Annotated in this window: 20 protein-coding genes; 9 read left to right on the top strand and 11 right to left on the bottom strand. The window is 64.1% G+C overall.

Translation table 11 applies throughout. The features are described from left to right. Positions 1-34 precede the first annotated feature (34 nt). The gene (locus tag BPRO_RS08815; RefSeq protein WP_011482706.1) at positions 35-775 is read right to left on the bottom strand and encodes an aspartate/glutamate racemase family protein; all 741 of its coding nucleotides are present in this window, start codon (positions 773-775) and stop codon (positions 35-37) included. A gap of 39 nt (positions 776-814) precedes the next feature. Between BPRO_RS08815 and crcB the strand changes: the two genes are divergently transcribed. Together crcB and BPRO_RS08805 are read left to right on the top strand one after the other, a co-directional pair. Beyond that, positions 815-1,201, top strand: a complete 387-nt coding sequence (crcB, locus tag BPRO_RS08810) for a fluoride efflux transporter CrcB (protein WP_011482705.1) — start codon at positions 815-817, stop codon at positions 1,199-1,201. Between the two features lie 156 nt (positions 1,202-1,357). Next, positions 1,358-2,518 carry a sigma-54-dependent Fis family transcriptional regulator gene (locus BPRO_RS08805; protein ID WP_011482704.1) on the top strand — a complete coding sequence of 387 codons (1,161 nt, stop codon included), beginning with the start codon at positions 1,358-1,360 and terminating at the stop codon, positions 2,516-2,518. Positions 2,519-3,099: 581 nt separating this feature from the next. Here the strand turns inward: BPRO_RS08805 and BPRO_RS08800 are convergent. Further along, positions 3,100-4,113 carry a methyltransferase gene (locus BPRO_RS08800; RefSeq protein ID WP_011482702.1) on the bottom strand — a complete coding sequence of 338 codons (1,014 nt, stop codon included), beginning with the start codon at positions 4,111-4,113 and terminating at the stop codon, positions 3,100-3,102. Between the two features lie 12 nt (positions 4,114-4,125). Beyond that, positions 4,126-5,142, bottom strand: coding sequence for a Bug family tripartite tricarboxylate transporter substrate binding protein (locus tag BPRO_RS08795; RefSeq protein ID WP_011482701.1), 1,017 nt, complete (start codon positions 5,140-5,142; stop codon positions 4,126-4,128). A gap of 118 nt (positions 5,143-5,260) precedes the next feature. On the opposite strand from BPRO_RS08795, the gene BPRO_RS08790 reads away from it, so the two are divergent. Then, positions 5,261-6,208, top strand: a complete 948-nt coding sequence (locus BPRO_RS08790; protein ID WP_011482700.1) for a LysR family transcriptional regulator — start codon at positions 5,261-5,263, stop codon at positions 6,206-6,208. Between the two features lie 134 nt (positions 6,209-6,342). Here the strand turns inward: BPRO_RS08790 and BPRO_RS08785 are convergent, their stop codons facing one another. The 7 genes from BPRO_RS08785 to BPRO_RS08755 form a co-directional block, all read right to left on the bottom strand. Continuing rightward, entirely contained in the window at positions 6,343-6,861 is a 519-nt protein-coding gene (locus BPRO_RS08785; protein WP_041388616.1) for a copper chaperone PCu(A)C, read from the bottom strand. A 65-nt stretch (positions 6,862-6,926) separates the two neighbouring features. Next, a complete protein-coding gene (locus tag BPRO_RS08780; protein ID WP_011482698.1) occupies positions 6,927-7,226 on the bottom strand; it encodes a hypothetical protein in 300 nt (99 codons plus the stop codon). 41 nt (positions 7,227-7,267) lie between these two features. After that, positions 7,268-7,798 carry a YcnI family copper-binding membrane protein gene (locus BPRO_RS08775; RefSeq protein WP_011482697.1) on the bottom strand — a complete coding sequence of 177 codons (531 nt, stop codon included), beginning with the start codon at positions 7,796-7,798 and terminating at the stop codon, positions 7,268-7,270. A 77-nt stretch (positions 7,799-7,875) separates the two neighbouring features. Next, positions 7,876-8,265, bottom strand: coding sequence for a DUF2946 family protein (locus tag BPRO_RS08770; RefSeq protein ID WP_157045761.1), 390 nt, complete (start codon positions 8,263-8,265; stop codon positions 7,876-7,878). A 146-nt stretch (positions 8,266-8,411) separates the two neighbouring features. After that, complete coding sequence (locus BPRO_RS08765; protein ID WP_049764088.1) at positions 8,412-9,233, bottom strand: extracellular solute-binding protein; 822 nt, start codon at positions 9,231-9,233, stop codon at positions 8,412-8,414. 41 nt (positions 9,234-9,274) lie between these two features. Then, a complete protein-coding gene (locus BPRO_RS08760) occupies positions 9,275-9,964 on the bottom strand; it encodes an ABC transporter ATP-binding protein (protein ID WP_011482694.1) in 690 nt (229 codons plus the stop codon). Further along, positions 9,961-10,734 (bottom strand): ABC transporter permease, encoded by a 774-nt coding sequence (locus tag BPRO_RS08755; RefSeq protein ID WP_011482693.1) that lies wholly within the window; start codon positions 10,732-10,734, stop codon positions 9,961-9,963. The genes BPRO_RS08760 and BPRO_RS08755 overlap by 4 nt, the downstream gene beginning before the upstream one ends. A gap of 177 nt (positions 10,735-10,911) precedes the next feature. Here BPRO_RS08755 and BPRO_RS08750 point away from each other — a divergent pair, with 177 nt between their 5' ends. Then, positions 10,912-12,027, top strand: a complete 1,116-nt coding sequence (locus tag BPRO_RS08750; RefSeq protein WP_011482692.1) for a substrate-binding domain-containing protein — start codon at positions 10,912-10,914, stop codon at positions 12,025-12,027. Between the two features lie 32 nt (positions 12,028-12,059). Here BPRO_RS08750 and senA read toward each other — a convergent pair whose 3' ends face one another. Further along, entirely contained in the window at positions 12,060-13,322 is a 1,263-nt protein-coding gene (gene senA / locus BPRO_RS08745) for a selenoneine synthase SenA (protein WP_011482691.1), read from the bottom strand. 39 nt (positions 13,323-13,361) lie between these two features. Here senA and senB point away from each other — a divergent pair, with 39 nt between their 5' ends. The 5 genes from senB to BPRO_RS08720 all read left to right on the top strand — a co-directional run bounded on the left by senB (position 13,362) and on the right by BPRO_RS08720 (position 18,268). Next, complete coding sequence (gene senB, locus BPRO_RS08740; protein WP_011482690.1) at positions 13,362-14,345, top strand: selenoneine biosynthesis selenosugar synthase SenB; 984 nt, start codon at positions 13,362-13,364, stop codon at positions 14,343-14,345. A 47-nt stretch (positions 14,346-14,392) separates the two neighbouring features. After that, the gene (gene selD, locus BPRO_RS08735) at positions 14,393-15,466 is read left to right on the top strand and encodes a selenide, water dikinase SelD (RefSeq protein ID WP_011482689.1); all 1,074 of its coding nucleotides are present in this window, start codon (positions 14,393-14,395) and stop codon (positions 15,464-15,466) included. Between the two features lie 191 nt (positions 15,467-15,657). After that, positions 15,658-16,197, top strand: a complete 540-nt coding sequence (locus BPRO_RS08730; protein ID WP_041388607.1) for a TRAP transporter small permease subunit — start codon at positions 15,658-15,660, stop codon at positions 16,195-16,197. Between the two features lie 47 nt (positions 16,198-16,244). Then, positions 16,245-17,774, top strand: a complete 1,530-nt coding sequence (locus tag BPRO_RS08725; RefSeq protein WP_011482687.1) for a TRAP transporter large permease — start codon at positions 16,245-16,247, stop codon at positions 17,772-17,774. Next, positions 17,771-18,268: a hypothetical protein gene (locus BPRO_RS08720; RefSeq protein ID WP_011482686.1), complete on the top strand. Its 498-nt coding sequence runs from the start codon at positions 17,771-17,773 to the stop codon at positions 18,266-18,268. Before BPRO_RS08725 ends, BPRO_RS08720 begins: the two co-directional genes overlap by 4 nt. The last annotated feature ends 4 nt before the right edge of the window (positions 18,269-18,272 follow it).

Genomic DNA, 18,272 nt, shown 5'->3' with positions numbered 1-18,272 from the left:
GACGGCTGACACCTGAGTACCGGCAAGTGGCTTTTCATCGCCAGGGCCGGGTGAGCCGCGGGTCATCGGTCAGCGCCCAGGTTTTAAGGCCCGTCGCCGCCTCAATCGCCTGTCGGTAGGGCGGCATGTTGGTGCACTCCAGCACCATGGCTTGCAGCGACGGCGCACGCCGCTTCAGCGCCACGGCGGCAGCGACCACATCGGCACCGGCCTGCCGGCTATCCATGGTCTCGCGATTACCCAAAATGGCCGTGGCAAATTCACCCGCAGGGTCCACCCCCTGAACGATCACATCGCCCAGCCGTTCAGGCGGCACACCGGCCGCCAGCAGGTGCTCGGCGCCCAACTGGCTGGCGCTGATGGTGAGCACGCCCACGTGAGGCTGGCCAGCCAGCAGCCCGGGCAACTGGAGCAGGCTGGACGTGACCACCGGGACCTGCACGGCCGCCTGGAGTTCGCGCTGCAGCAGCACCAGGAACCCGCAACTGGTCGCGATGGCCAGTGCGCCGTCACGCTGCAGGGCCTGCGCCGCACCGAGGAAAGCAGGCAGCAGCCGTGCGGCCCGCAGACTCCTGGCCGACTGAACCACTTTGGCGGGCCATGCGCCCGGCACCACGTGCCGGCGGGTCGGGACGTCAAAGGTATCCGGATGACCGATGTCGCCGGGTGGCCGTGGAAACCGGGTGTCCAGCATCAGGATGCCCAGAAATCCTGCATCGCCGGTTGGAGGTTGGGGCCGGGCTGCGCCCGTCATCACCGCTGCGGTTAAAGTCATGCCTGTATTTTCCCGCCAAACCAACCCTTGACCACCACCATGCTGACTGTCGTTGCCATCTGTATCGGTGCCTCACTAGGCGCGCTGTCCCGCTGGGGCCTGGCTTTATGGCTGACGCCCGGCGGGCTGATCCCCTGGGGAACGCTGGCCGCCAACCTGGTTGGCGGTTACCTGATCGGCGCCTGCATCGCCATTTTCGAGTCCATGCCCCAGCTGGATCCGGTCTGGCGCCTGGGGCTGGTGACGGGATTCCTGGGCGGCCTCACGACGTTTTCCGCATTCTCGGCAGAGGTCGTCATCTACCTGATGGACGCGCGCTACGGCCTGGCCGTGTTCACGGCCGTGCTGCATGTGCTGGGTTCGCTGCTCATGACAGCGGCGGGCCTCAAAACAGCTATGTTTTTTATAGCAAACAATGCCCGTTGACGTTTAGGTCATGGCATTTTGTCATGGCATTTTTATTGCCAAACCGGCGCCCTCGGCATGGACGCGCCGCGCGCATCCGACCAGACCTTGCCACACGGCGGCAGTCAACCAAAGTCGCCATCTCGCGCAAACCTGCCAAATTGGCCACAATGCCGCATGGCTTCCATGAGCTCCCCCCATTCCGGCCTGGCACCTGCCGGGCAGGATCGCCTGGCGCACATCAGCCAGGCACGCCAGGCAATTCTTTACGGTGGCCGACCACCCGCCGGCACGGCCCTGCCCATCGAGAGCTGGATAGAGCGCTCCTGGCTGCGCTGCCTGGGCAACGGCTACCGGCCGGAGCACGAGCCCTCGTTTGACATGGTTGCAGCCCCGGCGCTGCGGCGTACCCTGGAGTCCAACCGTGTGCTGGTGCAGGCAGCGCGGCCGGTGCTTGAGGCGCTGGGCCGCGCCATTGCCGACACCCGTTACTTTGCCATACTCGCCAACCAGCACGGCGTGGTGGTCGATGTGAACGGCCCTGTCGACCGGCGTGACCGGCGAGCCGACCTGATCACGCGCATAGGGACGGACCTTTCAGAGCAGCGGGTCGGCACCACGGCGATCAGCGCGGCGCTGACGGAGCTGCAGCCGGTCTGGCTGCACCGCGGTGAGCACTTTTTCAACATGACCTCGGTGTATAGCTGCGCTGGCGCGCCGCTGTTTGGCCCTGATGGCCGCTGCGTCGGCATGCTGGACCTGACAGGCATCGAAGCGGCCGAGCGGCCGGAGCTCAAGCACCTGGTCACCCAATCTGCACGCAGCATTGAAAACGCGCTCACCCTGAGCCTTGCGCATCGCCTGATGATCCGGCTGAACTGGCCGGGCCGCACACTGGGCGACGACGCCGACGGGCTGATCTGCCTCGACGCCGATGGCTGGGTGACGGGTGTCAACCATGCGGCCCGGCAAATGGTGCCGCAGCTCATGGCGCCCAGCCCGGTGCCAGTGCATGTCAGCGAGCTGCTGGCCCTACCCTGCGACATGCTGTTTGATGCCGCGCGGCGCAACAAGTTTGGCGATGCCGAACCGCTGGAGGTGCCTTTGTGGTCAGGCCTGCGCCTGCACGCCCTTGCGCTCGCCCCGGGGCAAACCAGCCCGCCCACGGCGCGCACGGGCAAAGCAGCCGATGAGCGCATGCCACTCAGGGAAGTGGAGATCAGCCTGATCCGCAAGGCCGTGGATGACGCCAAAGGCAATGTCATGAAAGCCGCGCGTGAGTTGGGCATCAGCCGTGCAACGGTGTACCGCAAACTTGGAAACAAAAAACCCCGTTAGCCCTCGGCGATATCGCGCTAGAAGCTATCAATTCAATAGCAATTTTCAGCCCACTCGATCAGAACCATGCGGCCAGATTGGTCAGCGCATCAATCGCCTGCCAAGTCTCCTGGTAGTTGACCCGGCTTCGCGCCGGACTGTGTGATGGAGCCGCTGCGCCTGGCGCAGGATTTCAATGCGCCTGGCGCAGGATTTCAATGCGCCTGTCGACGGAGGCGTGTATAAGGACGGTGGTATAGGAAACGGCGGGAAAACGGACCTCTGGCATGCAGAGATTCGCGCTGAACGGCTTAAATCGTTAAGGGTTGCAGGCATTCGGCGGCACACGTTTGACCGGCAGCTGTTGGCTGTATTCTGCCGGGGCTTTGGGCCCACAGCGGCCCTGTGCAGCGGGGAAGTCAATGCGGCCAAACGGACACTCGAAGGCCGAGCATTACCATGCGCGATAAACGCTGGCTTGCCGACTCGCTTGCTGCACAAGTCTTCGTCGGAGAAATCGTGACGAACTGAGCAGTGATCGCTCGCGCCTTCTCACTCGCCGGCTCACGCGAGGGCGCGCCTGAACAGCTCGCTTGAACAGTTCACGCGCGCACGGCTTCAGCAACGGATTGGCTTCCGGCCGCAATCACGCGCGCCAACCGCAGACCAGACGCTTCGAGAAGCGCGACGAACTCTTCGCGCGTTCGCTCTCGGCCGCCCGGGCCGACGAGCATGTTCAGGTCGGAGAACTTAGCTTCGCGCCCTTCGTTCGGAGGCGCGATCATGTACTCAACGATCAGCACCCGGCCGTTGTCCGCCAAGGCGTGCCTGACCGCCGTGAGAATGCGAATGGACGCGTCGTCGTCCCAATCGTGGATGACGGCGCGAAGCACGTAGGCATCGGCATGCTCCGGGACCGATTCGAAGAAGCTGCCGCCGACCGTCCGGCAGCGATCGGCAACGCCGGCGTGCTCGAGCAACGTGGTGGCGCCTGACACCACGTGCGGCTGGTCAAACAACACGCCCTGGACATGGGAGTGCGCGGCCAGGATTGCCGCGAGCAGGGCGCCGTTGCCGCCACCGACGTCAACGACCGTGCGAAATCCCCCGAAGTCGACCGCGGCGAGCAGCGCGGCAGTGGCGCCGCGCGAGAGCGAGGTCATCGCGCGGTCGAAGATGGCACTTTCGTCCGGACGGGTCGAGCGGTACGTCCACACGTCGGTGCCATATATATGCCGGAAGGCGTTCTCGCCGGTGCGAACGCTGTGCAGCAGCCCGCCCCATGCCTGCAGGCGGTAGGGACGGCCCATGTAAGCGGCCAGGTCGACCATCGAGCCCGGAACGCCCGAGCGCAGTGGCTCACCGAGCGGTGTCAGCTCGAAGCGCCGACCGTCGAGCTCATGCAAGACTTCGACGCTCGCCAGTGCGCGCAGCAGACGGTACAGCGTGGGTGGATGGGTGTTGGTGAGCGCAGCCAGCTCGTCACCGGTGTGGCTCGCATCGGCGAGCAGGTCGGCGATGCCAAGCGTTGCCGCGACGTGAATCGCTTGCGACACCTGATAGCCGGTCACCAGGCGGTGGAGCGTGGTCGCCGGATCGGTAGCGTCATGTGCCACGGTCGCTCCAGATCACTCGGCCCGAATGCCGGTGGCGCGGATGATCGGCTCCCAATAGCGTCGTTCCGCCGCGATGCGAGCCGCCAGCTCTGCCGGTGTGCTCGACGCCGCGACCATGCCCAACTCCGCGAAGGCGCCCGCCAGTTCCGGCCGCGCTATGGCCAGGCGGATCGCTTGCGAGGTGGCGTCGATCATGGCCGCCGGCACTCGGGCGGCCATGAAGAACGCGAACCACTCGCTCACCACCAGCTCGCGATACCCCTGCTCGACGAGGTTGGGTACGTCGGGCATGTAGCGGCTGCGCTGCGCCCCCGACGTGGCCAGGACACGCAACTTTCCGGCCGCCCGGTGCTGGCCCAAGACCGCCTCGGGCAGGACCAGCGCCGCAATCTGTCCCCCCAGCAGGGCGACCACGGTGGGCGCACCGCCCGAATAGCCGACATGCCGCCAAGCCACATCGGCCTGACGAAAGAGAACGGCCTCGAGAAGGTGCGGCAAGCTTCCCACGCCCGGCGATCCGACGTTGGCAAGCGTCGGGTTGCGCCGCATCCATTCGATGAAGTCGCGCACGTTGACCACGCTGTCGGGCACCGCGGGGCCGACGGCCAACGCCAAGGGCATCTCGGCCGCCAGCGAAACCGGCTGCAGATCGACCGCCGGGTCGTACCCCAGATTGGCGTAAATGTGGGGATTGACCGTGGCGATCGAACCGGCTGCCAGGCAGACGGTCGACCCGTCCGTGGGGGCCAGCTTCAAGGCGTTCATGGCGATCCGCCCTGCGGCGCCGGGACGGTTGTCGACGATGGCGGTTTTGGCGTAGCGGCCGCTCAACTGCTCGGCGACGTGGCGCGCCACAATGTCGGGTGTGCTCCCTGCGGCAGAGCCGCTGAGAATATGCAACGTCTCGATCGCTGGCTGCGCACGGGCGCTTTCGCCGGCGCCCAGGATCAGCAAGGCGGCGACTGTGGCCGAGCCTGCGCGAAGAAACTCGCGTCGCGAATTTGGGTTGGAACGTGGGTCAACTTGCATGTGATCTCCCCGGTTGGTGATGCATTCGATGAGCCCGATTTGCGCACATCGGCCGAGTTGGGGGAAGATGCATGATGCGGCATGTCGATGCCGACCGTGCATCACCCTGGGGAATGCCATGCGCCTTCAAAGAATCGAACAATTCATCGCCGTCGTCGACGCCGGTAGCATCCGTGGCGCAGCGCGCCGGCTCGGCGTGTCCCAACCTGCGCTCACCCGCGCCTTGCAGCAACTCGAGGAGGAGCTGGGCGTGCAGCTGATGCAGCGCAGCGTTCGCGGCGCTTCGCTCACCGCTGCGGGCAGCGCGTTCCTTGCGCGCGCGCGTGTGGCCGAGGCGGAGTTGCGCATGGGTGCCGACGAAGCCAGGCGCAGCAGCGACGATGGCGGCGGCCTCGTAACGGTGGGTGTCTCGCCGTCGGCTGCGAGCCTGCTGCTGCCGGAATTCGTGACGGCCTTGCGGCAGCAGCGCCCGAACACCAGAATCCGCCTGCTCGAGTTGAGCCCGGGGACCTTGCCGCCTTTGGTGCGCGAAGCGGCGCTGGACATGGCGGTGGCGCATCACGCGCGCTCGCATCTCGATGCCGGCCTGCGCTTTCGGCCCTTGTTCGAGATTCAGATGCGAGTGGTCGTCCGTCCGGGCCATCCGCTGGCCAGCGCGCGCAGCCTGAACGAGCTCGTGCAGTGCGCGTGGCTGTCAATGGCCGCACCGGGACTTCCCGGCGACCTCATCAGGCAGTCGTTTCTAGCGGAGGGCTTGCCCGCCCCAGTGCCGGCTGTGCATTGCGGGTCTCACTCCGTTGCGCTTGACCTCATCGCTGCAAGCGACATGGTGGGCCTGTTGCCTCCCGCACTGCTGCGTTCATGCATGGCGGCCGGACGGCTGGTCGAGCTGCCGATGGCGAAGCCACTGGTGCCCCTGGATGTGGGCCTCTACACGCGCGCCGACAGCCCAACGGCGCCGGCGGCCAAGGCGGCCGCCCAAATCATCGTGGGTATCGCGCGCCGACTCGCCTTGTCAGGTGAGCTGCGAAGTACGGACCCCATCGTGGGCTCACCGCCGGCTTAGCGTCGTCGCGCAAGCCGTTGACAGGCGTCCGGGAAAGCGGATTGAGCGGAAAGCTGCCTTCCGCCTATTGCAGCGGCCGAAATCGGACACCGAATATTGCCGGCAGGCCTGCCCTCCGGCTGATGCCAAGCCGTTCAGTGCTTGTGTTCGCCGTGACCGCTATGCGCTTTATCCGCAGCCTTGGCCGCCGCAGCACTGGCACCCGGTGCCTCGGTACCGACGGGCACCTTGAGTTCGACTTTGCTTTCAACGCCTTGGGCATTCTTGAACACCAGCGTCAGGGGTACGGTGCTGCCCTTCACCAGGGGCTGCTTGAGGTCCGTCAGCATGAAGTGATAACCCCCTGGTTTGAGCTCGACCGTCTTTCCGGCAGGCAGGTCTAGCGCCGGCACGGCGCGCATCCTCATGATGTTGCCGTCCATTTTCATTTCATGCACATCCGCCCCGCCCGCCACCGGCGTCGAGCCGCCCACCAGTTTGGCGCCTTCTTTGGCGGTGATTTTCATGAAGGCGCCGGTGCCTTTTTGCCCCTGCACCGTGGTGCGTATCCAGGCCTCCCTGACTTCAATGGTCTGCGCGTAGGCCGAAGTTCCGGCCACGCAGAAAGCAGAAAGGGCAGCGATGGCTGCGGTGATCAATACGTTCAGTTTCACAGGATTCTTTCTAAAAAACGGGTATTCACCCTTTTGCGATGCGGCCCGCGAGCAACCGGGATGGATCAATTCACCGCCTTGGCAGGCCGTGCGGCAAGCGCCAGCTTGAGCCCCGCCTTGTCAAACTCCAGCGCCTGGCAATGCGTACGGGCCTGGGCAATGGCGCTCAGAGCCGACGGCGAGGCCAACTGCTTGCCCAGCGCCTTCTGGTAGCCGGCAATCATCTCAGTGCACGCACCTCTCATCTGCGCAATCATCTCGTCGGAGTCACAGGCCTGGCTCGAAACGGACATCAGCAGGGCACCGATCAGCATCAGGGGACGAAAGCCGACACGGTGCCAGCGAAAAGAATGGATGGGCTTCATGGTATGACCTTTCAGGACTGGAGACAAAAGATCAAAGGCGCTCATTTGGCGGGCAGGATTTCAAGCAGGGCCGCCGGGTGTTTCAGCCCCCGGTCAGATGTGCCGCTGGCGGGTAGTTCCGCCCAGTGGGTGCTGCCTTTTTCACAGCCCTGAAAAATCCTGAACCACACCGGCCCGGCCTCCTTGGGCACCCGGCTCCTGAAGACGAACTCGTCGTAGTGGGCATCGGGCAGCATGCTGTCTTTGGAGGCTGCGGCCCACGTCACTTCGGTCACGCCTTCGGTGACCATGCCGCCATGGCCATCGTCATAAGGCGCGGCCAGTTTGCCCTGGGTGGTGGACAGGTTCCAGCCCGGCTTGGGCATGGGTTTGACGCCCTGAAAACCGGCCGGCAGGGCGACCCTGATCAGCTTGGTGGCCGAACCCTCACAGCCGTGCGGCACGCGAACGACAGCTTTGTAGGTGCTGAGCACCGTCGTCGTCCGGTCCTGCAGGCTCACGTGGGCAAAAGCGGTGCCACCACCCGCCAGCAAGGCGCAGGCAGCCGCGAAATTAATACAGCAATGTTTCATGAATCACTCCGCCAAAAGAACACACGATGCCGTTCAGGCGAGCGGCATCTTCAAATTCAACAAGAAAAAGCTTGGGTTCAGATGACGGGAGGCGGGCCGCGACTAAACGGCAGCCCCAAGGCGGAAGCCGGAAAGACCGCGGCAAAGGCAACAGCAGAAACGCTGTGATCGAGCGAGGGGAAATGCGCCGGGACGGGCCATTGCGCAGCCATGACACCAGAGCTGCCGCACCAGTCGCAATGCGAACCCGAACCCGCCTGGTGCTCGCCATCACCGCCGGAAGCCGGCTGGCCAGCAGTTGATGCCGTGGCAACCGTGCAAATGCCACCCAGCTTGCCGACGCGCACTTCTTCGGCCAGCATGGACACCGGTGCCAGCAGCGCCGACAGTACGGCCACGAAGCTTAAAAAAGCGGCAAGGCGTACCCACACAGACAGCAGCGGGCGGGCGGAGGGACGGCAGGACACGGTCAGATTATAAGTAGGGGCTGATTCGCCCGAAAGATACAACCGGGCTCGTTCATCAAATCAGGAGAGAGCCCCCGCAGGGCACGAGCCACCCACTCGCCGCCTACGGAAACGGCCTTCAGGGACTGGCAGTCCGCCCCTCGGCGTTATTTCCCGGCGTTGGGAAAAAACAGCTGCTCGCCATTGATTTTGTAGCTGGCAATGACCGCTTGCCCCGCAGGCGAAACAATCCAGTCCACAAACTTCTGCGCTTGCGCCACCTTGGTGTGCGGGTGTTTGGCCGGGTTGACCACCATCACGCCATACTGGTTGAAAAGGCGTGTGTCGCCCTCGACCAGCACGGCAAGGTCGGCCCGGTTCTTGAAGGACAGCCAGGTGCCGCGATCGGCCAGCACATAGGCGCCGCCACCCGGGGTATTGGCCGCAATATTGAGGGCTGGCCCCATGCCACAGCCACAGGCCTTGTAGTTGGCGAAGCCCGGTGCTCCGGACGGGGTCTCGATACCAGCGGTCTTCCAGTAGCGCAGTTCGGCCGCATGGGTGCCGCTCTTGTCGCCGCGCGAGACGAAGTTGGCGTTGGCTGCCTGGATTTTTTTCAGGGCCAGGGCAATGTCCCTGCCCTTGACGCCAGCCGGGTCGGACGCCGGACCGACCAGGACGAAGTCGTTGTACATCACCGCGAAGCGCTGGATGGCAAAGCCTTCGGCCACCACTTTTTCTTCGGCCACCTGGTCATGCACAAACAGCACATCGGCATCACCGCGGCGGCCCATGTCGATGGCCTGGCCGGTACCGACCGCCACCACCTTGACATCCATGCCCGTGGCCTTTTTGAACGCGGGCATCAGGTGGACGAACAGTCCTGACTGCTCGGTGGAAGTGGTGGACGCCATCACGATGGAGGGCGTCTGCCCCATTGAAGCGCCAGCCGCCAGAACCCAGACAAGGCCGACCACAGCCTTCAACATTCTGGTGGACCTGACAGCCCGCGTCGCCATGCTCAAACCACTCATGCAAGTTCTCCCTTTAAAAAATGCTCAGCCGCCGCAGGAAGGGGGCCCTTGAAAAAATCAGGCGTCGGCAGATCCGCCACCAGGCGCCCGTGCTCCAGGTAAATCACGCGGCTGGCCAGGCGCTTGACCTGGCCCAGGTTGTGGCTGCTGAAAATCAGCGTCATCCCGGCATCTGCGAATTCGGCCATCAGGTGCTCCACCTCGCGCTTGGCCGTCGGGTCCAGGCTGGCCGTGGGCTCATCCAGCAGCAGAACCTGCGGCTTCAAGGCCCAGGCCCGTGCCAGGGCCACGCGCTGCTGCTGCCCGCCAGACAGGGCCTTGGCATTGCGGCCGGCCAGGTCTGCCAGCCCTACCCGCCCGAGTGCCTGCAGTGCCTGATCGCGGGCCAGCTTCCAGGGCAGACCATTCAGCCACAGGCCCAGGGCCACGTTGTTCAGGACGCTGGCGCGCAGCATGTAGGGGCGCTGAAACAGCATGGCCTGGCGCGCCTGCGCATCGTGCCAAAACCCGCCCGACTGGGGCCGCACAAGGCCGTGCAGCGTGCGCAGCAGCGTGCTTTTGCCGCTGCCGTTGGAGCCCACCAGCGCCAGCCGCTCCCCCGCCTCGACGCGCAGGGTGCAGGCGGTGAGCGCACGGACCTTTCCGAACTGCACACCGACCGCATGCAAATTGAACAGCGGCTTCATGGCTGCGCACCTTGCGCGCTCTGTGCTGCCAGGACAGAGGCCGGGACCGGTGCCACATCAGGCAGGTGGTCATCGAGCTGCTCACGCCAACGCCGCACCAGCGCAATCAGAATGTTGAGCAGCAGCACCACCGCCAGCAGCAAAATGCCCAGCGCCAGCGCCAGTGGCAGGTCGCCCTTGCTGGTTTCCAGCGCTATCGAGGTGGTCATCACGCGGGTGAAGCCGTCAATGTTGCCGCCCACCACCATCACCGCCCCCACCTCTGAAATGGCGCGGCCAAAGGCGGCAATCAGCACCGTCAGCAAGGCGTAGCGCTCATCCCACAGCAGGATCAGGCTGCGCATGAAGCGGCGCGCACCGAGCGACTGAAATTGCTCGCCATGGCTGCGGTCGGCGTCTTCAATGGTCTGGCGCACCAGCGCCGTGACGACCGGCAGTACCAGCACGGCCTGCGCCAGCACCATGGCCTTGAAGGAAAACAGCCAGCCCAGAAAGCCCAGCGGCCCGGTGCGCGACAGCAGCAGGTAGACGACCAGCCCGACCACCACGGACGGCAAGGCCAGGGCGGTATTGAGCACAGCCAGCACCGCGGCACGGCCCCTGAAGCGCGACACGCCGAGCCACGCACCGAGCAGCAGGCCGCTGCTGCAGGCGATGACACAGGCACAGGCGCTTACGGCCAGCGACCGCAGGACAATGCCGGCCAGTGTGGGATCGAGGGAGGTGATGAGCGCAAAAGCCGTGGAGGCGCTGCTGGAAAAGGTGTTCATGCCAAATGTTCTGCGGAGACTCTATCGTAGGAGCGAAGGCCTGAAGCCGCATCGGGATTCACCAGTTATGAATGGGTTTGCATAGGACGCCATGCGCATGCACCACTGAAGGCGTGGCCCGGCCCGCCGATTTCTTCGGGACCTTGCCCGCATAATCAGCACAGCAAACCGCCCGCCATGCACAAAGTCGAACTCTCCTACCTGCTGTCCACCGAGCGGAGCAAAAATGCCCTGATCCGCAACCCGCTGATGGACATGCTCCATGCGGTGCAGGAAGAAGGTTCCATTTCCGGCGCCTCCAGGGCGCTGGACCTGTCTTACCGCCATGTCTGGGGCGCGCTGAAGAACTGGGAGCAGAAGCTGGGCCGCACGCTCATCGTCTGGGACAAAGGCCAGCATGCAAGGCTGACGGAGTTTGGCGAAAAACTGCTGTGGGCTGAGCGCCAGGCCCAGGCCCGTCTCGCACCGCAGATTGAAGCCCTGCGGGGCGACATTGAACGCGCCTTCTCAACTGCCTTTGACGACAATGCCCACGTGCTGACGCTCTATGCCAGCCACGACGCGGCGCTGTCGGCCCTGCGCGAGCAGGCGGCTCCCCGCGGCCTGCACCTGGACATCCGCTTCATGGGCAGTGTGGATGCGATTGCCGCACTGAACGCCGGGCGCTGCATGATGGCCGGCTTTCACGCCCTGGACCAACCTGGCAGCAAGTCCGTGGCGGCGCACGCCTATCGCGGCCTGCTCAAGCCCGGCCTGCACAAACTGATCGGCTTTGCCCACCGCACACAAGGCCTGATCGTGGCCAGAAACAACCCTATGGGCATCACGGGCCTGGCGGATTTGAAACGGGCTGGCCTGCGCTATGTCAACCGCGCCGAGGGCACCGGCACGCGGGTGCTGCTGGACGAATTGCTGGCGCAGGCCGGCATGGGTCCGACGGATATCCACGGCTACCCGAGCCAGGAACCCTCGCATGCGGCCGTGGCACAGGCGGTGGCCAGCGGTGCCGCAGATGCGGGGCTGGGCATTGAAGCGGCGGCACGCGAGCAGGGGCTGGGCTTTGTACCCCTGACCCAGGAGCGCTACCACCTGGTGTGCCTGAAGTCGGCGCTGCCCGAGCCGCAGGTGCAGGCCTTGCTGAAGGAGCTGCAAAGCCCCGAGTGGCAGACTAGCCTGGAAAAGCTGCCAGGCTACAGCGGCAAGGACGCCCAGAGCGGCAAGGTGCTGTCCCTGCGCGCCACCTTGCCGTGGTGGAACTACCGCAAGGAAAAAAACAATAAAAAAGAGCCCTGACCCAATCAATTATTGGGCAAGGGCTATTGTTTTTATAGCGAGCAGGATCGGAATCCACAAAAGATGTCATCGCGCTCGGGCGGGTAGAAGTTCCGGTATTTCGGGCTTTTCATGCGCGCACGGGTGGCCACGGAGGCACCACGCAGCACCTTGTGGCTGCCAAACCAGGGCTCCGAATATTCACGGTAAGGATCGGGCACAAAACCCGGGTAGGGGCGAAAGGTCGTGCCCATCCACTCCCACACATCACCCCAGCGAAAGCCGCGCCGCGCCGCCGAGTGGGCGGCAACTTCCCACTCGACTTCGGCCGGCAGGCGGCGCCCGGCCCAGCGGCACCAGGCGTCGGCCTCCCACCACGTCATGTGCATGGCCGGCTGGTTGCCGAGCATACGCATGGGGTGGCCAAAGCGGGTCTGCATGACGGCGCCGCTGGCCACGCCGATCTGGTCCACGTAGCGCGGGCCGCGGCGGCCCTCACCCGCCGCCTGGCGTTGCAGCCACTGCCAGCCGTCGGCCTGCCAGAGTTCCTCGCGGTCATAGCCGCCATCGTCCACAAACTCGACAAACTGCGCCCAGGTGACGGGTTGCGCGTCAATTTCAAACTCGGGCACGCTGATGGGGTGGACGGCCTTCTCGTTGTCAAAGGCAAAGCCATTGCCCTCGGCACCGGCGGCGCTGCCCATTTGCCAGACGGTCGCCGGAATCAGCAACGGTTCGCGCACCATCATCGGTGCCGGGGTCAATGCCTCCTGCAAGGGCTTCTCCAGCGGCAGGCCCAGCGTCTGGGCGGTGTAGGCGAAAGCTTCGCCGTGCATGTCCTCATGGAAAAGACACAGCCGGTAGAAGTACAGGGCCTGGTCTTCCTCTGCAGCCTTGTCGAGCAGATCCAGCGTGCTTTCCAGCGTGTCCAGCAAATAGGCACGGCAGCCGCCCATGTCAGGCACATCCAGCGTCCAGCGTGTGTCGTCCGGCACATGGGTGGAGTCCCACCAGCGGTCCGCGTTCGGCTCGATGGACGCCAGCCGGGGGTGGGCGGGCTCACAGCGCGTGCCCAGCGCACGCTGCATGTTGCGGCCGATCCACCACTCCTGAAACCAGCCCACATGGCCCAACTCCCACAGGGGCGGATTGATCGTGGCGAGCTGCGGCACGACGAAGTTGACGCCCTCCAGGGCCTTCTGGTATTGGGCAAAGAGGTGCAGCGTATGATTGCGCGCATCCATCAGCGCCAGCGACAGGAGTTCCCGCCCGGCACTGCGCATCTGGGAAGAATCGATCAGGTCTGAGGTGGCCATGGCGGGTGAATTTCCGGCGAACCGGATGACGGGTTGGGTATGGAATCTGAAGCCAAAACAATAGTCCTCGTAAGCCCGGCGACGGCCGATGCCAACAACGGCAACTGGCATACCGCGCACCGCTGGGCCCAATTTCTATCTGGTCATTGTGACATCGCACTGACCTCGCGGTGGCCTGCCCCGCCGCAAGAGCCGGCACCCCGGCGCGCGCCGCAGGCCATGCTGGCGCTGCACGCCCGCCGCTCGGCGCCATCCATTCACGCCTGGGCCAGGGCGCACCCTGACAAGCCGCTCATCGTGGTACTGACCGGCACCGACCTCTACCGCGACATCCATACCGATGCCGATGCCCAGCAGTCGCTGGCCCTGGCCTCCCGCCTGGTGGTGTTGCAGGAAGCCGGGCTGGCCGCGCTGCCCGCTGAGTGGCGCGGCAAGGCGCAGGTGGTGTACCAGTCAGCCCCGGCGCTACGGCCCGCCGTCAAATCCAGCCGCAGCTTTCGTGCTGTGATGGTCGGTCATTTGCGCGACGAAAAAGATCCGCTGACCTTCATGGAGGCCGCCTGCCAGGACTTCCCGCCGGGCATCCATTTTGACCAGATCGGCCTGGCGCTGGATCCCCATTTTGATGAGGCGGCACGTGCGACCGCGCAGCGCACGCTACGCTACCGCTGGCTGGGTGGCCTGCCGCGCGCGCAAACGCGTCAGCACATCAAGCGGGCGCATGTGCTGGTGAACTGCTCCCGGATGGAAGGCGGCGCCCACGTCATCCTGGAAGCCGTCCAGTCGGGCACGCCGGTGCTGGCATCGCGCATCAGCGGCAATGTAGGCATGCTGGGGCCGGACTATGCGGGCTACTTTACGCTGGGGGACGCCGCGCAGCTTGCCGTGCTGGTGCGGCGCTGTGCGCTGGAGCCGGATTTCCTGGCGCTGCTGCAAAAGCAATGCGGCCAGCGCGCGTATCTGTTTGACCCCCGGGAAGAAAAACGCCTTGTCATAAACTTGGTGACTTCTGCCCTGGGGTAGCCCCCGCATACCCCGACCCGCCAGCCAGCCTGCCTGAAAGACTCATCATGAATGCGCCCGACTCCATTTCGACTGTGACACCGCCCGCCGCGCCCCGATTAACCAGCCTGTCGCACGGCGGCGGCTGTGGCTGCAAGATTGCCCCGGGCGTGCTGAGCGAGATTCTCAAAAATTCCAGCAATCTGCCGATCCCACCGCAGTTGCTGGTCGGCATTGAAACCGCTGACGACGCCGCCGTTTACCAGCTCAATGACGAACAGGCGCTGATTGCGACCACCGATTTTTTCATGCCCATCGTGGACGACCCCTACGACTTCGGCCGCATCGCCGCCACCAACGCGATCAGCGACGTGTATGCCATGGGTGGCACGCCCATCATGGCGCTGGGACTGGTGGGCATGCCCATCAACGTGCTGCCGCTGGAAACCATTGGCGCCATCCTGCGCGGCGGGCAGGATGTCTGCCGCGATGCCGGCATTCCGATTGCGGGCGGCCACACCATTGATTCGGTGGAACCGATCTACGGCCTCGTCGTGATGGGCCTGGTTCATCCTTCACGCGTCAAGAAAAACTCGGGCGCCCGCGCCGGCGATGTGCTGGTGCTGGGCAAACCCCTGGGCATCGGCATCCTGTCGGCCGCGCTCAAGAAGGAAGTCCTGCCCGCAGAGGGCTATGCCCGCATGATCGCCCTGACCACCCAGCTCAACAAGCCGGGCATTGCCCTGGCCCAACTCGAAGGCGTGCATGCGCTGACCGACATCACGGGCTTCGGCCTGGCCGGCCACGGGCTGGAACTGGCGCGCGGCGCCGGCCTGCAGGTCAGGCTGGAGTGGTCACGCATCCCGCTGATCACCGGTGCGCGCGAACTGGCGGCGCAGGGCTGCATCACCGGCGCGTCGGGGCGCAACTGGGCCAGTTATGGCAAGGAGATCACCTTGCCCTCCTCATTTGCCGAAGTGGACCGGGCGCTGCTCAGTGATCCACAGACCTCCGGCGGCCTGCTGGTGTCCTGCAGCCCGGATGCTGCAGCCGAGGTCATGGCGATTTTTCAGGCCCAGGGTTTTGGCGAGGCCGCCGTGATTGGCGAGGTCACCACAGGACATGGCCTCAGCGTCTACTGACACTAACGCCCGGTCTGCTGCGCCGGAATAAAAAGGCCCGAATGAAGGGCCGGATAGCGCAAAAAAACTAGGGTAAACCCGAAATTTTTTTGTCAGTCTTTGTTCAGTGCCGGGGGACGCAGACAGCGTACCATTCAGGCCTTGACGGCCCGCGCATGGGCATTTTTACAAAATCTTTCCGGAGACAATCTGTGTCCGCATTACTCAAACTCGCCCTTGCCTATGACTGGATTTCCACCCGGTTCGGCAAAATCGCCGCCTGGACGGTACTACTGGCCGCGCTGATTTCAGCAGGCAACGCCTTCGTGCGTTATGGCCTGGACATCAGCTCCAATGCCTGGCTCGAAATCCAGTGGTATCTGTTCGCGACCATGGTCATGCTGGGTGCGCCGGTGGTGCTCAAGCTCAATGAGCATGTGCGGGTTGACATCATTTACGGCAAGCTCAAGGGTTACGGGCCTGTCTATGTCGACCTGTTCGGCCTGATCTTCTTTCTGCTTCCCGTCATGGGCCTGTTGTCCTACCTGAGCTGGCCGCTGTTTGTGAGCATGTACCAGTCGGGCGAGATGTCGCCCAATGCCGGTGGCCTGATCCGCTGGCCGGCCATGCTGCTGCTGCCGCTCGGTTTCGGCCTGATGTTTGTCCAGGGCCTGTCCGAAATCATCAAGCGCATCTGCTACCTGCAGGGCAAGTTCGAGATGGACACCCACTACGAAAGGCCGGTTCAATAACCCGCTCCATCGTTCATCCAGAAAAAAAATACTCTCAGGACCACCAAATGCAGATGGAAAATTTTGCCCCGATCATGTTCGCGGGCCTCGTGCTGATCATGCTGATCGGCTTCCCGGTCGCCTTCTCGCTAGCCGCACTTGGGCTGGGTTCAGGCTTCCTGGCCATTCAGATGGGCTGGTTCCCGGCCAGCTTCATGTCCAACCTGCCGCTCAACATGTTCGGCATCCTGTCGAACGAGTTGCTGCTGGCCATTCCCTTCTTCACCTTCATGGGCGCCATCCTGGAGAAGTGCGGGCTGGCGGAAGACATGCTTGACTCCATGGGCCAGCTGTTTGGCCCGGCCAAGGGCGGGCTGGGCTACTCGGTCATTATTGTCGGCTTCATCCTGGGCGCCATCACCGGCACGGTCGCCGGCCAGGTGATTGCCATGGCGTTGATCTCGCTGCCCGTGATGATCCGCTACGGCTACAACATGCGTTATGCCACCGGTGTGCTGGCCGCCTCCGGCACCATCACCCAGCTGGTGCCGCCCTCGCTGGTGCTGATTGTCATGGCCGACCAGCTCGGCCGCTCCGTCGGCGACATGTACAAAGGGGCTTGGGGCCCGTCCATCCTGCAGGTGCTGATTTTTGCCGGCTATACCTTCATGCTGGGTGTCTTCAAACCCCATCATGTGCCAGGCGTGCCCAAAGATGCCCGTACCCTGAACGGCTGGCCCCTGTGGGCCAAATGCCTGCGCGGCATCATCCCCTCTGCAATTCTCATTTTCGCCGTGCTGGGTTCCATGGGCGGTCTGCCAGGAATCAACACCGCCATCGCTACTCCTACGGAAGCCGGCGCCATGGGCGTGGTGGGTGCGCTGATCCTGGCGGCCATGCATAAGCGACTGACCCGCGCGCTGATCTGGGAGGCCATGGTCGGTACCATGCGGCTGACCGCCATGGTGGTGTTTATCCTGATCGGCGCTCGCGTCTTTTCCATGGTGTTTCAGGGAGTGGACGGCGCCAAATGGGTGGAACACATGCTCAGCGGCCTGCCCGGCGGACAGACGGGCTTCCTGATCGCGGTCAACCTCTTTATTTTCTTCCTGGCCTTCTTCCTCGACTTCTTCGAGATCGCCTTCATCATCCTGCCCATGCTGGGGCCGGTGGCCGACAAGCTGGGCATTGACCTGATCTGGTTTGGCGTGTTGCTGTGCGTGAACATGCAGACCAGCTTCATGCACCCGCCGTTCGGCTTTGCGCTGTTTTACCTGCGCGGGATTGCCGACACGCTGTTCAAGGAAGGCCGCATCCCCCAGGCCATCAAGTCCAGCGATATCTACCTCGGCGCCATTCCCTGGGTGGCGATGCAGCTGGTGCTCGTGACGATTGTGATTTTCGTGCCGCAAACCGTCACCGTGTTTCTCGACAAAGAGGAAAAGATCGACATCGACAAGGTGAAGATCGAGATGCCCGCTGAAGCCATCGATGACAAGCCTGCCGAGCTCAATCCGGGCGAAACGCAGGGACAGCGCGACACGCAGAATGCCGACGACGAGCAGAAGAAGATCGACGATCTGTTCAACAAGAAATGAACGACATACCTCTTGAAGCGCTGGGGCCGCCGCCCTTTCGCTTCACCCCCTCCGGCCCCCCCGCGATCGAGGGTCCCGCCTTCTCCCGACTGTTCAAGCTGTTGGCCAGCGCCGTGGTGTTCGGTACCGCGGGCTGGTTTGCGCAGCTGTGGTGGGGCGGCAAGGTGAGCGGCGGCGCAGCCTCCATGCTTGTCTGGGTGCTGGCGGCGATGGCGATGATGTTCTACACCTGGTGGTGCATCATGCGCAGCGTCACCCGGCTGGACGGGCAGATGCTGCAGCAGACGTGGATCTGGAACAAAAAGATGGAATTACGCGAGCTGGCCTTCGGCAAACTGATCCGGGTGCCTGGCCTGGACTGGCTGATCGCACCGCGGCTGTATGTGCGTACCCTGATGGGCAAGTTCGAGGTGTTCTACGCCGCTGACCCACAGATGATTGCCCAGTTCGAACGCCTGATTGCAGAACTCAAGGCATTCCGCAACCGCCCATGAAAAA

Source organism: Polaromonas sp. JS666 (assembly GCF_000013865.1).
Taxonomy (GTDB): Bacteria; Pseudomonadota; Gammaproteobacteria; order Burkholderiales; family Burkholderiaceae_C; genus Polaromonas.
The sequence above is the reverse complement of the archived record's forward strand: the minus strand, read 5'-3'. Positions and strand labels throughout refer to the sequence as shown.

Excerpts from the sequence above, each read along its gene's own strand:
- BPRO_RS08780 (WP_011482698.1), bottom strand. The coding sequence starts at position 7,226 with ATGAAGCCCATCCATTCTTTTCGCTGGCACCGTGTCGGCTTTCGTCCC.
- BPRO_RS08795 (WP_011482701.1), bottom strand. The coding sequence starts at position 5,142 with ATGCAAGTTGACCCACGTTCCAACCCAAATTCGCGACGCGAGTTTCTT.
- BPRO_RS08765 (WP_049764088.1), bottom strand. The coding sequence starts at position 9,233 with ATGTTGAAGGCTGTGGTCGGCCTTGTCTGGGTTCTGGCGGCTGGCGCT.
- senB (WP_011482690.1), top strand. The coding sequence starts at position 13,362 with ATGGAATCTGAAGCCAAAACAATAGTCCTCGTAAGCCCGGCGACGGCC.
- BPRO_RS08755 (WP_011482693.1), bottom strand. The coding sequence starts at position 10,734 with ATGAACACCTTTTCCAGCAGCGCCTCCACGGCTTTTGCGCTCATCACC.
- BPRO_RS08815 (WP_011482706.1), bottom strand. The coding sequence starts at position 775 with ATGACTTTAACCGCAGCGGTGATGACGGGCGCAGCCCGGCCCCAACCT.
- BPRO_RS08720 (WP_011482686.1), top strand. The coding sequence starts at position 17,771 with ATGAACGACATACCTCTTGAAGCGCTGGGGCCGCCGCCCTTTCGCTTC.
- BPRO_RS08750 (WP_011482692.1), top strand. The coding sequence starts at position 10,912 with ATGCACAAAGTCGAACTCTCCTACCTGCTGTCCACCGAGCGGAGCAAA.
- senA (WP_011482691.1), bottom strand. The coding sequence starts at position 13,322 with ATGGCCACCTCAGACCTGATCGATTCTTCCCAGATGCGCAGTGCCGGG.
- selD (WP_011482689.1), top strand. The coding sequence starts at position 14,393 with ATGAATGCGCCCGACTCCATTTCGACTGTGACACCGCCCGCCGCGCCC.
- BPRO_RS08805 (WP_011482704.1), top strand. The coding sequence starts at position 1,358 with ATGGCTTCCATGAGCTCCCCCCATTCCGGCCTGGCACCTGCCGGGCAG.
- BPRO_RS08760 (WP_011482694.1), bottom strand. The coding sequence starts at position 9,964 with ATGAAGCCGCTGTTCAATTTGCATGCGGTCGGTGTGCAGTTCGGAAAG.
- BPRO_RS08775 (WP_011482697.1), bottom strand. The coding sequence starts at position 7,798 with ATGAAACATTGCTGTATTAATTTCGCGGCTGCCTGCGCCTTGCTGGCG.
- BPRO_RS08790 (WP_011482700.1), top strand. The coding sequence starts at position 5,261 with ATGCGCCTTCAAAGAATCGAACAATTCATCGCCGTCGTCGACGCCGGT.
- crcB (WP_011482705.1), top strand. The coding sequence starts at position 815 with ATGCTGACTGTCGTTGCCATCTGTATCGGTGCCTCACTAGGCGCGCTG.
- BPRO_RS08725 (WP_011482687.1), top strand. The coding sequence starts at position 16,245 with ATGCAGATGGAAAATTTTGCCCCGATCATGTTCGCGGGCCTCGTGCTG.